Source organism: Thiocapsa roseopersicina (assembly GCF_900106925.1).
GTDB lineage: Bacteria > Pseudomonadota > Gammaproteobacteria > Chromatiales > Chromatiaceae > Thiocapsa > Thiocapsa roseopersicina.
Map to the genome: position 1 here is coordinate 217461 of NZ_FNNZ01000002.1, position 14478 is coordinate 231938.

The 14478-nt window shown below is 65.5% G+C and carries 11 protein-coding genes; 4 read left to right on the forward strand and 7 right to left on the reverse strand.

From position 1 onward, the window contains the following. Positions 1-124: 124 nt before the first annotated feature. A complete protein-coding gene (locus BLV04_RS03550; protein WP_175534478.1) occupies positions 125-691 on the reverse strand; it encodes a gamma carbonic anhydrase family protein in 567 nt (188 codons plus the stop codon). Next, on the reverse strand, positions 688-1476 hold the full coding sequence (locus BLV04_RS03555; RefSeq protein ID WP_139191854.1) for a GNAT family N-acetyltransferase: 789 nt from the start codon (positions 1474-1476) through the stop codon (positions 688-690). Before BLV04_RS03555 ends, BLV04_RS03550 begins: the two co-directional genes overlap by 4 nt. Before the next feature lie 240 nt (positions 1477-1716). Between BLV04_RS03555 and BLV04_RS03560 the strand changes: the two genes are divergently transcribed. The 3 genes from BLV04_RS03560 (at position 1717) to cls (ending at position 4913) form a co-directional block, all read left to right on the forward strand. After that, complete coding sequence (locus BLV04_RS03560) at positions 1717-2088, forward strand: hypothetical protein (protein ID WP_093028217.1); 372 nt, start codon at positions 1717-1719, stop codon at positions 2086-2088. Further along, the gene (locus BLV04_RS03565; RefSeq protein ID WP_093028219.1) at positions 2085-3341 is read left to right on the forward strand and encodes a YfiM family lipoprotein; all 1257 of its coding nucleotides are present in this window, start codon (positions 2085-2087) and stop codon (positions 3339-3341) included. Before BLV04_RS03560 ends, BLV04_RS03565 begins: the two co-directional genes overlap by 4 nt. Positions 3342-3488: 147 nt before the next feature. Then, the gene (cls, locus tag BLV04_RS03570; RefSeq protein ID WP_093028221.1) at positions 3489-4913 is read left to right on the forward strand and encodes a cardiolipin synthase; all 1425 of its coding nucleotides are present in this window, start codon (positions 3489-3491) and stop codon (positions 4911-4913) included. 192 nt (positions 4914-5105) lie between these two features. On the opposite strand, the gene BLV04_RS03575 is transcribed toward cls, so the two are convergent. Next, positions 5106-5282, reverse strand: coding sequence for a PLDc N-terminal domain-containing protein (locus BLV04_RS03575; protein ID WP_093028434.1), 177 nt, complete (start codon positions 5280-5282; stop codon positions 5106-5108). A gap of 115 nt (positions 5283-5397) precedes the next feature. On the opposite strand from BLV04_RS03575, the gene BLV04_RS03580 reads away from it, so the two are divergent. Further along, the gene (locus BLV04_RS03580) at positions 5398-5949 is read left to right on the forward strand and encodes a hypothetical protein (protein ID WP_371828626.1); all 552 of its coding nucleotides are present in this window, start codon (positions 5398-5400) and stop codon (positions 5947-5949) included. A 60-nt stretch (positions 5950-6009) separates the two neighbouring features. On the opposite strand, the gene BLV04_RS03585 is transcribed toward BLV04_RS03580, so the two are convergent. The 4 genes from BLV04_RS03585 to BLV04_RS03595 form a co-directional block, all read right to left on the reverse strand. Further along, positions 6010-9462 (reverse strand): mechanosensitive ion channel domain-containing protein, encoded by a 3453-nt coding sequence (locus BLV04_RS03585; protein WP_175534479.1) that lies wholly within the window; start codon positions 9460-9462, stop codon positions 6010-6012. A 70-nt stretch (positions 9463-9532) separates the two neighbouring features. Then, positions 9533-9829, reverse strand: a complete 297-nt coding sequence (locus BLV04_RS24795) for a hypothetical protein (protein WP_175534480.1) — start codon at positions 9827-9829, stop codon at positions 9533-9535. 278 nt (positions 9830-10107) lie between these two features. Further along, the gene (locus BLV04_RS03590; RefSeq protein WP_093028225.1) at positions 10108-13257 is read right to left on the reverse strand and encodes an efflux RND transporter permease subunit; all 3150 of its coding nucleotides are present in this window, start codon (positions 13255-13257) and stop codon (positions 10108-10110) included. After that, positions 13254-14456: an efflux RND transporter periplasmic adaptor subunit gene (locus BLV04_RS03595; protein ID WP_245731693.1), complete on the reverse strand. Its 1203-nt coding sequence runs from the start codon at positions 14454-14456 to the stop codon at positions 13254-13256. The genes BLV04_RS03590 and BLV04_RS03595 overlap by 4 nt, the downstream gene beginning before the upstream one ends. Positions 14457-14478 lie beyond the last annotated feature (22 nt).

Consider the following 14478-nt stretch of genomic DNA (forward strand, 5'->3'; position numbering starts at 1 on the left):
GCCGGCTTGGTGGTTGTAGTTGCAGGTGGATCGCGCGAAAGCGACATCCGAGATGCCGTGTCCCGAGGTCGGATGGGTCGCACACACCCCGGCTAGCCGAAAGAGCACGGAATCCGAAGCGCGCTTAGGTCGGCCGGCCGGTTGTCGATGCGCCAGTCGATCCCGCCCGATACCGGGCAACCAGCCGCACATAGTTCTCCGCCACATACTCCAGATACTCGCGCTCCCGATCGGTCAGCACCCGCACCCTCCGCGCCGGTGCGCCGAGCCACAGCCAGCCGCCCTCCAGGACCTGACCCGGCGTCACCAAGGACCCTGCACCGAGCAACGTGAAGGGCTCGAGCACGGCACGATCGAGCACCCGCGCACCGATTCCGATCAGACAGTGATGCCGGATCTCGCATCCGTGCAGGACGACCTGGTGACCGACGGTGACATCCTCGTGAACGATCAGCGGCGCCCCTCCGGGCATGAAGCGGCTGTCGTGCGAGACATGCAGAACGCTCCCATCCTGAATGTTGGTCCGTGCGCCGATCTCGATGCGATGGATGTCCCCGCGGATCACGCATCCGGGCCAGACGGACGCACCCGCGCCGAGTGTCACCTCGCCGATCACGACGGCGGTCTCGTCGATCCAAGCGGTCGGATCGATCATCGGATGCTTGCCTTCGAACGAGCGGATGTGCGTCATGGGTATCGGCTCTGAATTCGACTCGGTACGACATGATCGTACCAGGCCAGGGCCATGGTCTCGAAAAAGGCGATCGAGACATTGGCCGCGCGTTCCCATGAGCTGACCCATGCCTCGGGCAACGGACGCGCGCTCCGCCGGGGAAGGTGTTCCGGGGTGGACAGGGCACCCGGCTCCCGGGACCGGGACAGCTCCGAATCCCCGTGGATCGGCACGGCCTCGGGAAGACCGCAGTCATACTCGAGCGTGCCGTCGTCCAACCAAACCGCATGGCCCCCGAGCCGTTTGGCCAGAGCGCGCATGCCTTCGTTGTCCGCGAGGACCTCGCAGCGAAAACGGCGAATCCCCTGCTCCCGCGCCTCGACGATCAAATGCTCCAGCAGAGCGCTCCCCACCCCGTTGCCTTGGGCCCGATCCACAACGGCCATCGCCAGCTCCGCTGTTTCGGATACGGGCTCCGATCCGGACGTGGAACGGATGCACCGAGCCACGCCGAGAACCTCCGTTTCCCCCGACACCGTCCGCCGGAGCGCCGCGAAGGCGAGATGATCGCGCCCGTCTGCACCTGTCAAATACGCCAGATCCGCTTCGGTCAATACGCGCTTCGCCCCGAAAAACCGCAATCGGCGCGACGCATCGGAAAGCCCCTCGAAACAGGCCGTCACGATCGCCGGATCGTCTCCCTCGATCGGGCGAATTCGACAAAAGGTACCGTCCTTCAGACGCACGGCCTCGCCGCGGGGCGAGGCTCGGCTGCGGGCACGCTCGATACTGATGATATTCATGGCAAGGCTCTCCGGATTCTCGACGCACCGACCCGGCAGGGCCTCCCGGCCGATCTTCGCGACCGGCACCGGACATCCGAGCCGTTTTTTGTGCACTGCAACATAAGATGGCGGTGCGCAGCAATGGTTCAATCCAAACCGACACGACGACAGGGCATGCCCCGCCGGAGGCGAAAAGCCCACCTGCGCTCCGGATCATGCACAATAGGCGTCTTGGAAGACGCAGAGGCGAGGACGCGCATGAGCAAACGATTCCCTTTCACCTGGGCCGCGGCAGGTCTCGGCCTGGTCCTCGCGCTCGTGCTTGCGCTGGGCGGAAGTCCGGGAGGCACCCCGGGCGAAGGGGTAGACACGCAGGCGGCGCAGGGGATGCCCTTGCTCACCCGACTTTTCATCGGCGAATTCGGTTTTCTGATCACCGCCGCAGGCGCATTTTGGGGCTTCAAGCACCGACACGGCCAAGGCGCCGAGATCGCGACCCTGATCGCCGCCCTTGCCTGTGCCATCCTGGCCGTGGCCTTCCTGATCATGGGAATCGGGCTCTGGAGCGCGAGCTTCGACGGCACCTCCGCCGCGATCCGGCCCGGTTCGCTCGAGTCGACCCTCGGATGATCGGACTCTTCCGCTGGAGCATCGGCCTGCTCCTGATCGCGACAATCGGTCTCGGCGCCGTCTTGGTCTTCGATCGCGCTCCGCGCGTACCCCAAGATACGACCCTGACCGAGGCTCAGCGGACCTGGGCCCGAGGCTGGCTCGCCGCCAATCGGCCACGGGGTATGCGCGAGGGCGAGCAGGCCACGTTGACGCTCTCGCAGACAGAAGCCAATCTGCTCGCAAACTATCTGGTCGACCTCCTCGGCGAAGGGCGTGCGCAGGTTGCGCTGCAGAGCGGTCGCGCGCGCCTTTCGGCCTCCCTCGCACTGCCCTGGGATCCGCAGCACAGCTTCGTCAACCTCGAGCTGACCTTGGTGGAAGACGCGCCTCTGCCGCGCGTGGAAAACGCGCGTCTTGCCGGTCTCCCGCTCCCGGGCGGGCTGTTTCAGTCGCTCGTCGGGCGCTTCGTCACGGCACTCGATCACGCGGATGTCGTGGAGCAGGTGCGTTTGGAGGCCGACCGCATCCAGGTCAGCTATGCCTGGCGAGAGGGCATCCTGGAGGATATCGGCAGCGGTCTGGTCCCGCGGATCGAGCTCGATCGCATGCTCGGATACCAGACGGCCCTGGCCGCCTACATCGAGACCCGACCGGCCCGTCGGCCGATCGAGCTCGCCGATCTGCTCTCGCACCTGCTGACCCTAGACCCTGCCATGACCCCGGCCACGCAGCCCGATGCCGACCCGATCGCGCGCAATCGCGCCGTCATCCTGGTGCTCGCCGCCTACGTGAACGGCAAGGGCCTCCTCGACCGAGGCGTCACGAGCACGCCGGCTAACCGACCTCGTCAACATGCGGTACTGCTGCAGGGACGCCGCGATCTCGCGCAGCATTTCATGACGTCGGCCGCCCTGGCAGCGAAGGGCGGCGGGATGCTGTCCAATCTGGCGGGTCTACTCAAGGAGGCCACCGATGCCGAGCGCGGCAGCGGCTACAGCTTCGCGGATCTCGCCGCCAATCGCGCGGGCATCCGTTTTGCCCAACTCGCCACGGGCAATCCGACGGACGCCCGCGCGCTGCGGATGTTCGCCCGTCGCGGTATGAGCGAGGACGATTTCATGCCGCCGATCGATGGCCTACCCGAGGGGCTGGCCGAGCGAAACTTCAAAGCCGACTTCGGCGATGCGCAGAGTACCGCCTATCAGCGCATGATCACCCTGATCGACGGCAGGATCGATGCCCGCCCTCTGTTTCGCGAGCGGCCGAGCTGAGGGGATGCGCACGCTCGCCGACGGCGCGGCTTTGCAGCCACCGGGGCATCGCGACGGGCTTTTCAGGCTGGAGCCCCGGGGCGCTCTTCGCGTACCCTGCACCTTGGTAAAATCCCGACGCCCGAGTCCTCCGACAAGGCCGACCCCATGATCATCCTGTTCCTGCATCTGTTCATCCAAGTCGGACTGGTCGTGCGTGTGCTGCTGCGGCCGAATCGGCAGCCAGCATCCCGGATCGCCTGGGTGGTGGTCATCCTGGCGGTTCCGGTGGTCGGGGCGGTCGCTTACCTCCTGCTCGGAGAGGTCAATCTCGGGCGACATCGCGGCGAACGCATGCGCCGCATCTTTTCGCAGGTTCCCGAGTTTGCCAAGGATTTCGATCGCCAGCTCGCGGCGCCCGAGATCCCGGACACCTATCGCCACCTCTTTCGACTCGGGGCATCCATCAGCGGCTTTGCCCCGGTCGGCGGAAACCGGGCGACCCTGATGGCAGACTCCAACGCCGCGATCGACGCCATGGTCGCGGACATCGACGCCGCAACCGATCACGTCCACCTGAACTTCTATATCTGGCTGCCCGACAACAACGGGTTGTCGATGGTCGCGGCCTTGGAGCGTGCGGCCCAGCGCGGCGTCACCTGTCGCGCCATGGCGGACGATCTGGGCTCGCGTCGGCTGATCCGTTCGATCCATTGGAAGCGGATGGCCGACGCGGGCGTGCACCTGGCGCGCGCGCTGCCGATCGTCAATCCCTTGCTGCGCCCGCTCGGGGGACGCATCGATCTGCGCAACCACCGCAAGATCCTGGTGATCGACGACAGCATCACCTATTGCGGCAGCCAGAACTGCGCCGATCCCGAGTTCCGCATCAAGGCCAAATATGCCCCCTGGGTCGACGCCATGATGCGCTTCGAGGGACCCATCGCACGCCAGAATCAGATCCTGTTCGCGAGCGACTGGCTGGCGCATGTGGACGACGGCATCGATGCACTGCTGCGCCGTCCCGTGCAGGCGGGGGGCGAGGGATTTGCGGCACAGGTCATCGGGACCGGACCGACGGTGCGCGCCTCGGCGATGCCCGAGCTGTTCGCGTCCTTGATCTACAGCGCACGCGAGGAGCTGGTGATCTCTACACCTTACTATGTCCCCGATGAAGCCATGCAGAGCGCACTCTGCGGGGCGGCCTATCGGGGCGTGAGGACGAGCATCGTCTTTCCGGCCCGCAACGATTCGTTCGTCGTAGGCGCGACCAGCCGGAGCTATTACGCCGATTTGCTCGCCGCAGGGGTGCGGATCTACGAGTTCGAAGGCGGGCTCCTGCACACCAAGTCATTGACGCTGGACGGGGCGGTGACCCTGATCGGATCGGCCAACATGGATCGGCGCAGCTTCGAGCTCAACTTCGAGAACAATATCCTCCTCTACGATCCGGTACTCACGGCAACCATGCGCGAGCGCCAGGACAGCTATATCGCCCGATCCCGCCCCGTCGACGCCGAGACGGTCGCGGCCTGGGGACCGGGACGGCGACTCCTGAACAACAGCATCGCCATGCTGGGGCCGATCCTCTAAACCGCGCCCGGCGCGCTATGCAATGTCTTTGGATGGGATCGGCCCCGGCAGACTTAACGACCGTTGGAGTCGGCGCGGTTTAGAATATTAGAAAATATAAAATCTTAAACCGCGTCCCCGCTAAGGGCCATGAATGCATCAAACGTCGAGTTCACTCGAAAGTGAGCATCTCGCTCTGGACGCGGTTTAAGCTCAGCTCGGACCGAACAGGAGCCAGAGGATCAGGCCCACGACCGGCAGCAAGAGGACAAGAACGATCCACAACACCTTCGAGCCGGTACCGGCCGAGCTGCCGACGATCTTGACGATCGCGTAGATCGTCAGGACCAGGTGAATCAAACCGAGAATGCCTGTGACTTCGATCTGCATCGATGAGCTCTCCATGAGGGTGCGATGTCGGGGTGCGAACGGTACGTGCGGACTCTTCGAGAAGAGCCCGCATCGATAATAGGAAACGGTTCAAAAATAAGTAGGAGATTCTCCAGTGTCCAGCCTCCCGGAGCGCCGCGAGCAGATCCGCCTGGTCCATGCGACCTTCATCCGCCAGGTAGTCGCCTTGACCCAACGCCCGGAGGGTCGGGCCGAGCTCGAGGCCCTGCTTGCAGGGGCCGAGCAACAGGGTTGGAGCGCGCTGGTCGCCGTCTTGCGACGCATCGCCAAGGGGCAGCGCTCGCCTGCGCTCCTGAACGGCCTCGACGAAGAAGACGGGGTCATCGCGGAATCCGTCCTGCGGGGCCTCCAGGACCCGACCAGTCTACCGGATCCAAGCCAGGCTCAGGATCCGACCCTCGCCGCACCGGGCCTTGCACACATGATCCACGCCGCGCGCACCGATCCCCAAGCGCTGGTGCTGATCGGCAACATGGCCGATCAGATGAGCAAGGTCGGGGGCAGTATGGCCCGGCTGGCCGGTGTTGTGCGCCCGCTGATCAACGGGGAGCGCAACCCGGACCAGCTCTGTCGCGGGATGGATATGCAGACCCGACAACTGGTGTTGGAGGTCCTCGGCGAGCTCGGCAAATTGGAGACGCATTGAGACGGGCTCGCCCGCCTCGACACCTCCACCCGCTCCACTTCACGCCCCGACGCCAACCCGTCAAGATCCAGCCGGTCCCTCACCGTCCGCGTCGCGGGATTCCAGTCGATCCGCCTCTTCGAGCCTGACCCGCAAGGGTCTGCGCGTATCCAGGTGTAGATCGCGCTGCGGGTAGGCGATGACGATGCCCGCGGCTCTGAATTTGCGGTTGATCGCCATGTTGAGCTCCGAGGTGATGGCGACCCGATGCTCGATATCCTCGATATAGGCACGCAGCGATAGGGTCAGGGCATTGTCGCCGAACCCTTCGAGGTTCATCGCAGGCTTGGGGTTGGCGAGCACGCGCGGATTCTCCTGCGCCGCCTCCCGCATCAGGGCATGGGCCAGGTCCACATCGGCGTCGTAGGCCACCCCGACGAGGATCATGATCCGTGTCACCGGGTCGGACAGGGACCAGTTGAGCAGCCGGCCGGTGATCAGCTCCTTGTTCGGGACCAGCAGCTCCTTGCGATCGTAACCGCGGATCGTCGTGGCACGGATGCGGATCTTGGTCACCACGCCGTCGGTCCCGTCCACGGTGATGACGTCGCCCACCCGCACCGGACGCTCGAACAGGATGATCAGACCGCTGACGAAGTTCGCGACGATCTCCTGCAGGCCGAACCCGATACCCAGCCCCATGGCCGCCACCAGCCACTGGAGCTGGGACCACTGAGCGCCCACGGTGTTGAGCGCCAGCACGATACCCAGGGCGACGATGACGTAGGTCGTCAAGGTCGTGACCGTGTAGCGGCTGCTCGAGGTCATGTGCAGGCGCTCGCTCAGGATGATCTCGAGCATCGTCGGCAACCGCTTGGCGAGCACACCGATCGCAACCAGGTAAAGCAGGGCGAGCCCGAGATCGGCCAGGGTGACGGGCAGCGCCGTCTCCTCCCCCTCCAAGATCCCGGTGGTATGCCAGAGGGTCACCTCGTCGAGGATACCCAGCGCAGGAAAGACCGGCGACCAGATGGCGTACAGACCGATCAGGGCGAAGACGACGATCGCCATCCCCAGGAGCTGTCGGCCGGCGGCGCTTGCCGCCGCGAGATCGATGTTCGCATCGTCGGACGGCGCGGCGCCAAGCTCCCCGCCGTCCGTGGCCTCGTACTCCGCGACGGCGGCCGCTCGGCGCTCGAGCGCAACCCGGCGAGCCAAGCGGCCGCGAGCGTGCATCAGCCAGCTCGACGCCAGCGCATGGAGCAAGAGCAAGGCAATGCTCAATCCCAAGGTGAGCAGATAAGCATCCCAAAGGACGAGCGCCGAATAGGCGTAACCTTCCAAGACCAGAACCAGGATCACCAAAGGCACGGCCACCAGCGTGGGATACCAGATCGGATAGGCACGGGCCAACAGACCGGATCCCGGACGTTGCCGCGACGCCGTCATAAGACCGCTCCCGGGGTGAAACAATCGGAAAAAGAACAGGGCGATCGCCGCGACGGAAACCAGTGCGGTGAGCCGCGCGACGAGTCCGACAGCGGCATCCGGGTTGATGCTGATCGCCTTGCCGAGGATCAGCATCGCCGGAACCAGGACCCAAATCAGCCAGCCGATCTCCGACCTAAGCCGCTGCGCACCGGCCTGCGGCCACCGGAAATGCCCGATCGCCAGACCGCGCGGCAGACAGATCCCGCGCAACAGCAGCAGGACAAAGAGCACGACCGCGATGCGGACCAGTTGAACCCCGGCCGTCTCGGACACCTCCGTACCCTGCGCGGCGTTCTGAAGGGCCCAGCCGGCCGCGCCGAACAGCAGGGGCAGAGGTGCCGCAAGGAACAGGGTGAGCATCAGCGCACGCAGTGTCTGCCGCGTGTCTCCGAGACCCGGCTGCTGCGTTCGGACCGAGGCGCGCTCGATCGCCGCGATCAAGGCGCGGCGCTTCCAGAGCAGCAGGCCCGACGCCAACGCCGCGAGCCAAGACAGGGGCGAGGTCGCGAGCCGCCCTGCGAGGCTGCGGCCAAACTCCGACCAGACCGGGGGCGACAACAGACGCCCGAGCTCGGGTTGAAGATTCGCCAAGTCGGCCGGACGGGTCTTGGCCCCCGTACCGAGCCAAAACAAGTGCTCTTCGAGAAAGTAATCGTAAGCACGCGCGACCTCCAGCATCCGACTCTCGGCGGCCTTGAGCCTCTGTAGAGCCTCGAGCTGCACGCCCTCGGCCTCCAGTTGCTTGGCGAGCAACACCTGGCGCCCCACGATCAAGGTACGCAGGGTGTCGAGATCCTGCCGTTCCGAGTCGGCCGAGAGCTTGGCGGCAAGCTCGGCGAGGGTGCGGTTCGGATCAGCGAGGCGGGTCGCCTCGTCGAGGTGCTGCAGCCGGCTGACGTTGACCGCGGCGATCTGCTGCTCAAGCGCGCGTAGATTGCGGGTATGGACCTCGAAATCGGGAAGGTCCGCACGGTGCTCGAGCAAGAGCGGGCCAATGCCTTCGGTCAGCCCGCTGACCTCCCGAGCCGCCCGCACGCGCTCGAAATTGGCCTGGATCCGCTCGGCCGACCGCAGCGCCTGCGCCTCGTCCTCGTCATGTCCGTCGAGGCGTCCGGCGATGGTCGAGAGCTGCTCCGTCAGCTCGGCATTCTCGCGCGCGAGCTGACTCAGCAGCGGATCGGCCCCCTTGGTCAACTCCAGCATCCGCATGGCCTCGGCCTTGGCGAACGCCGCCTCGCTCTCGTGCTTGTCGTTGAGCAGCGCCTTCAGCGCCTCGACCTGCGCGCGCAGACGCCCAACGCTCGCGGCCTCCTCGTCGCGCCTGGCCGCGAGCAGCTCCAACCGCATCGGCTGACTGATGAGCTCTTGCTCGAATGCCCGAATCTCGGTGCTCAAGGCGACATAGCGGGTCTCCAGAGCCCACCACCGAGCCTGCATGAGCGAAGAGCCTGAGCTCGAGGTCGAAGATGCGTGCTCGCCACCGCCGAGCTCCACCCGCAGCGCGGCGGCGATCCCGTCCTGCTGCTCCTGCGCCGCCGTCAGACGCTGGCGGATCATGGTCGGGCGGTTCTCATGGAAGACGCGCTGGCGATCGAAATCGGCGCGCCGAGCCTCCGCCGCGGCGAGGTCGGCTTGCGCCTTACGCAGACGCAACGCGATCTCGCTGCGCGGTGTCTGCGGACCGACACCGAGCCCCTGTGCCGGATCGGCCGCACCGTCCTCCGGGATTCGCTCGCGGATGCGCCGCGTCTCCTCCGGTGCCGCCTGCGCGACCTCCTCGAAGGCCGCGGCACGGTCCCTGTTGACATCCGCCTCCTTGAGGTTGTTCAGGGCTTCGCGATAGCGTGCAACGATCTTGGTCTTGATCTCGGCGTCCAGATCGGTGCTCGCATCGGCCCGGGCGATCTTCGCTTCCAGACCCTCCGCCGACATCAGCGACGGATTCAACGAGCCGAGGCCCGCGTTCTCCGCACCGAGTGTCGACGACAACAGCGTCAGGAAGAGCCCCAAGGCAAGCGTGAAGCCGACAACCGGATGTCTCATGATCGAAGCCCCCGACCCGTGCCGACCCTGCTGATCGCCCGGTAAGGGCGGGCTGATCGGGCCACGACGACTAATCGATCGTCTCGGGGATATACCCCGGCGCATTGGGTCCCATGTTCTTCTCGCCCTCCTCGGCCTCCTCGTAGGGATTGCCGATCGCATAGGGCTCGCCGGCCGCGATCCCCACGGCATCCGCCGGGTTGTCGATCACGCTGTCTCCGACGAGATCCCCGTCGGCGGCGTTCACGCCTTCGACGACGACCTGGTCGCCGCAGCCGGCAAGGAGCAGGAGCGTAAAGGCCAGGGCCAGCGCGGGCGCCTGAGTCGCGAACCGGCGATGCTTGGAAAGGGTATCGGCGTCGATCATGATTGCTCCGATGTGCTTAAACCGCGCCCGGTGCGGTATGCGTCATGTGTTGGAGTGGCTGGGCCGCGCCAGCTCCGACGACTGTCGGAGCTGGCGCGGTTTAAAGTCTTAAAAAATATTAAATTTTAAACCGCGTCTCACCGAGATCGAGGACATCTCCAAAGCCAAATGCAAAATGAAAATGACGCATGTCGCTCTGGACGCGGTTTAGTCGGATGGCGGACGCAGTGCCTGCATCTGCCCCGAGCTTCGTTGAGGGCCATCCGGCCCATCGGACGTCACGAGACCGGAGCCTCGTGCTCCGAACCCGGATCCCGAACCTTGACGCCCCCGTGGACCTTCTCCCGAAACCGCTGGAAGACCACGTAGAGCATCGGGATCAGGAAGATCCCGACCAGCGAGGCGGCGAGCATGCCGCCAAAGACCGCCGTGCCGACGCCGCGCTGACTCGCCTCGCCGGCACCGCTGGCGATGACCAAGGGGACCAGGCCGAGGATAAAGGCGAAGCTGGTCATGAGGACGGCACGGATCCGCAGACGCGCCGCCCGGGTGGCCGCATCCAGGATCGAGGCCCCGGAGGCGCGCTGCTCGATGGCGAACTCGACGATGAGGATCGCATTCTTACTTGCCAGCCCGATCAGCACCACGATGCCGACCTGGGCATAGAGGTCGTTGGAGAGACCCGCGACCCAGAGTGCGCAGAGCGCGCCGAGCACCCCGACCGTGACGCTCAGGAGCACGACCGCCGGCATCGACCAGCTCTCGTAGAGCCCGACCAAGAAGAGATAGGCAAACAAGACCGCCAGCGCCAACACGATCGGCGTTTGCCCGCCGGCCTCGCGTTCCTGAAAAGCGGTGCCCGTCCACTCGAAGCCGTAGCCCGCCGGCAAGGTCGCGGCGGAGATCCGCTCCATCGCCGTCAGGGCGTCGCCCGAGCTGAAGCCGGCCGTCGGCTCGCCCTGAATCGTCACACTACGGTAGTTGTTGTAACGCTGCAGCAGCTGCGGCCCCAGGATCAGCTCGGGGGTCAGCAGTGCGCGCAGCGGTACCATCTCGCCCTGGTCGTTGCGGACATGGATCCGGTAGATGTCTTCGACGCCCCGACGATCGGCCTCGCGGCCTTCCACCTGGACCTGCCAAACCCGCCCGAACCGATTGAAGTCATTGACGTAGTAGCCGCCCAAGGTCGCCTGCAGCGCGTTGAAGACGTCGCTGATGCGCACACCCAGGGTTTGGACCTTTTCACGGTCGATGTCGAGGAACACCTGCGGGTTGTCGGTCGCCCAGGTCGAGAACACGCGCGTGAGAGCCGGATCCTGATTGGCGGCGAGGATGAGTCCACGCATTACCCCGGCGAGCGCCTCGGGTGTGCGACCCTGAAGGTCTTCGAGCTGATACTGAAAGCCTCCGCCGGTTCCGAGACCGACGATCGGCGGAAGATTGAAGGGAATGACCCGCGCGCTCGGGATGCCGATCGTTTGGGCCGCGATCCGATCGATGACGGCATCGACCTTCAGATCCGCCGTGGTACGCTCCTCGAACGGCTTCAAGCGCCCGATGACGGCTGCTGAATTGGAGAGCACCGCACCGTCGAGGATGCTGAAGCCGGTGATCGTCAGCACGTGCGCGACCGCGGGATCCGCCTTCACGAGCGTCTCGAGCTCCTTCACCACGTCGAATGTGCGGCTCACCGAGGCACCTTGCGGCAGCTGCACATGGGCCATAAAGGCCCCTTGATCTTCTTCCGGGAGGAATCCGGTCGGCGTGACCTTGAACAGCCAGCCGGTCGCGAGCCCGATGCCGAGGATCAGCACCAACACCAGCAGGGAGAAGCGCACCAGCCGCGCGACGATCGCGGCATAGCCGTCGCGGACCCGGTCGATCCCGCCCATCACGTAGCGCATCGGCCCGCGTCGATGACCGCCCGGCTTGAGCAGGACGGCGCACAGCGCCGGCGAGAGGGTCAGGGCATTGATGGCCGAGATGAGCATCGCGAAGGCGACGACGGCCGCAAACTGCTGGAAGAGCTGTCCGGTGATCCCGGGGATGAAGGCAACCGGGACGAAGACCGACAGCAATACCAGGGTGATGGCGATGATGGGCCCGGTGATCTGGCCCATCGCCTTCTTGGCGGCCTCGCGCGGCGGCAGGCCCTCCTCCTCCATAATGCGCTCGACGTTCTCCACCACCACGATGGCGTCGTCGACGACGATCCCGATCGCCAGCACGACCGCCAACAGCGAGATGGTGTTGGCCGAAAAGCCGATCATGAGCAGGAAGGCGAAGGTCCCGATCAAGGCCACGGGCACCGCGATCAAGGGAATCAGGGTGGCACGCCAGCTCCCGAGAAAGAGAAACACGACCAGGATCACCAGGACGAACGCCTCGAGCAGGGTATGGACGACCTTCTCGAGACTCGCGTTCACGAAATCCGTCGTGTCGTACACCAGGGTATAGCCGAGATCGTCCGGGAACCGCTCGGCGAGCCTTTCCATGGCTGCCTCGATACCGTCGGCCACGGACACCGCATTGGCACCGGGCGCGAGATAGATCCCGATGGCGGCCGCGTCCTGCCCGTCCAATCGGCTGAAGGAGTCCGACTGGCGCGCGCCGAGCTCGACGCGCCCGATATCCGAGACCAAAACGGTAGAGCCGTCCGGGTTAGCGCGCACCACGATGCGTTCGAACTCGGCCGCATCGCTCAATCGCCCGCGGGTCTGGAGCGTGATCTGGAACTGTTGGTCGGCCGTCATCGGCTGCGCGCCGATCCGCCCGACCGCGGCCTGGATGTTCTGGCTCTGGATCGCCGCGATCACGTCCGCGGGCGTGAGGGAGAGCGCGGTGAGGCGATCCGCGTCGAGCCAGATCCGCATGCTGTAGTCGAGCGGCCCGAACAGCGACGCCTGTCCCACGCCGGGCACACGCGCCAGGGTGTCGACGACGTTGATGGTCGCGTAATTGCTCAGGAACAGCCCGTCGTAAGACCCCTTCGGCGAGCTCAGGGCCACCACCTGCAACATGGCGTTGGATTGCTTCTGGACCGTGAGACCCTGCCGCTTGACCTCCTCCGGCAGCTGGGCCATCGCCAGATTGGCCCGATTCTGCACGTTGACCGTGTTGATGTCCGGGTTTGAGCCGAGCGCGAAGGTGACGGTGAGCGAATAGCTGCCGTCGTTGCCGCTGGTGGACTGCATGTAGAGCATGTTGTCCACACCGTTGACCTGCGACTCGATCGGCTGAGCGACGGTGGACTCCACGACCGACGCGCTCGCGCCCGGATAGGCCGCGCTGACCGAGACCTGCGGCGGGACGATGTCGGGAAACTGAGCGACCGGGATACGGGTGATGGCGATCAATCCGGCCAGCGTGATGACGACCGAGATGACGATCGAGAGCCGCGGCCGGTCGATAAAGACATCGGAGATCATTGCTCGAGCTCCCCGGCAGCGCTCGTCGCAGGCGCGGCGCGCACGGCCTGACCGGGCCGCACCTGCTGGATCCCTTGCGTAATCACCAGATCTCCTTCGTCCAGGCCCATCTTGACGACGATATCCGCTCCCTTGGACTGCCCCGTCTCGATCCGACGCGTTTGGGCCTTGTCCTCGGCATCGAGGATCAAGACGTAGACGCCTTGCTGATCGACCTGAAGGGCCGATTGCGGGATCAGGATCGCCGATTCGGGTGCACCCGCTTCGAGCAGGACGCCGACATACTGGCGATCGACAAGGATGCCGTCCGGGTTCGGCAGCTCGGCGCGCAGGGTGACCGAGTCCGTTCCCGGATCCGTCGTCACGTCGACGAAATCCAAACGCCCCGCGTGCTCGTAGATTGTGCCGTCCGGCAGACGCACACGGACCTTCACATCCCGCGCGTTGCCGCCCTTGTCCTCGATGGCCTGGCGCGCACCGAGCAGATCACGTTGGGTCACCGGGAACTGCACGTAGACGGGATCGCGACTCACGATGGTCGCCAAGGTACCCGAGGCGGGACCGACCAGATTGCCCACCGTGTAGCTCGCAAGCCCGATGCGGCCGGGCACCGGCGCCGTGATCGTCGTATAGCTCAGATCGAGCATGGCCCGCGTCAGAGCGGCCTGCGCAAGCGTGATGCCGGCCTTCGCGATCGAATCCGCCGCCTGCAGCTCGTCGACCGAGGATTGCGAGATGTTCTTGGCCTTCACCAACTCCAGTCCGCGCGCCAATTGGGCGGCGGTGTTGAGTTGATCGGCCCGCGCCTTTTCCAGATCGGCCTGGCGCTGCTCCACCGCAGCCGCGTACTGACCGGGCTCGATCACGAAGAGGACATCGCCGACCTTCACCTCTTGGCCTTCGGTGAAACGGCGCTCCTCTAGGAAACCCTCGACCCGGGCACGCAGATCGACCCGGTTGACCGCGAGCACCCGTCCGACGAAGGATGCCTCCTCGTCGACGACGCGGGACTGGGCGGGAACCACGACCACCGAGGGCGGCGGCATCTCCGGCGCGGGGGCATCGGGTTTCCCGCAGCCCGACAACGTCAAGGCACCGACGAGAAGGGAGCAGACCAGACTCCCGAGTCGACGCGGGAAGCGCGGGGTTTCGAACAGGCCATCCGAATCAGGCTCCGAGACACGCACACTGCAGGACATCGTCAGGCATCCTCGATGAAGA

What these genes read in the sequence shown, in the direction of transcription:
- BLV04_RS03550 (WP_175534478.1), bottom strand. Translation starts at nt 691, where the DNA reads ATGACGCACATCCGCTCGTTCGAAGGCAAGCATCCGATGATCGATCCG.
- BLV04_RS03555 (WP_139191854.1), bottom strand. Translation starts at nt 1,476, where the DNA reads ATGAATATCATCAGTATCGAGCGTGCCCGCAGCCGAGCCTCGCCCCGC.
- BLV04_RS03560 (WP_093028217.1), top strand. Translation starts at nt 1,717, where the DNA reads ATGAGCAAACGATTCCCTTTCACCTGGGCCGCGGCAGGTCTCGGCCTG.
- BLV04_RS03565 (WP_093028219.1), top strand. Translation starts at nt 2,085, where the DNA reads ATGATCGGACTCTTCCGCTGGAGCATCGGCCTGCTCCTGATCGCGACA.
- cls (WP_093028221.1), top strand. Translation starts at nt 3,489, where the DNA reads ATGATCATCCTGTTCCTGCATCTGTTCATCCAAGTCGGACTGGTCGTG.
- BLV04_RS03575 (WP_093028434.1), bottom strand. Translation starts at nt 5,282, where the DNA reads ATGCAGATCGAAGTCACAGGCATTCTCGGTTTGATTCACCTGGTCCTG.
- BLV04_RS03585 (WP_175534479.1), bottom strand. Translation starts at nt 9,462, where the DNA reads ATGAGACATCCGGTTGTCGGCTTCACGCTTGCCTTGGGGCTCTTCCTG.
- BLV04_RS24795 (WP_175534480.1), bottom strand. Translation starts at nt 9,829, where the DNA reads ATGATCGACGCCGATACCCTTTCCAAGCATCGCCGGTTCGCGACTCAG.
- BLV04_RS03590 (WP_093028225.1), bottom strand. Translation starts at nt 13,257, where the DNA reads ATGATCTCCGATGTCTTTATCGACCGGCCGCGGCTCTCGATCGTCATC.
- BLV04_RS03595 (WP_245731693.1), bottom strand. Translation starts at nt 14,456, where the DNA reads ATGTCCTGCAGTGTGCGTGTCTCGGAGCCTGATTCGGATGGCCTGTTC.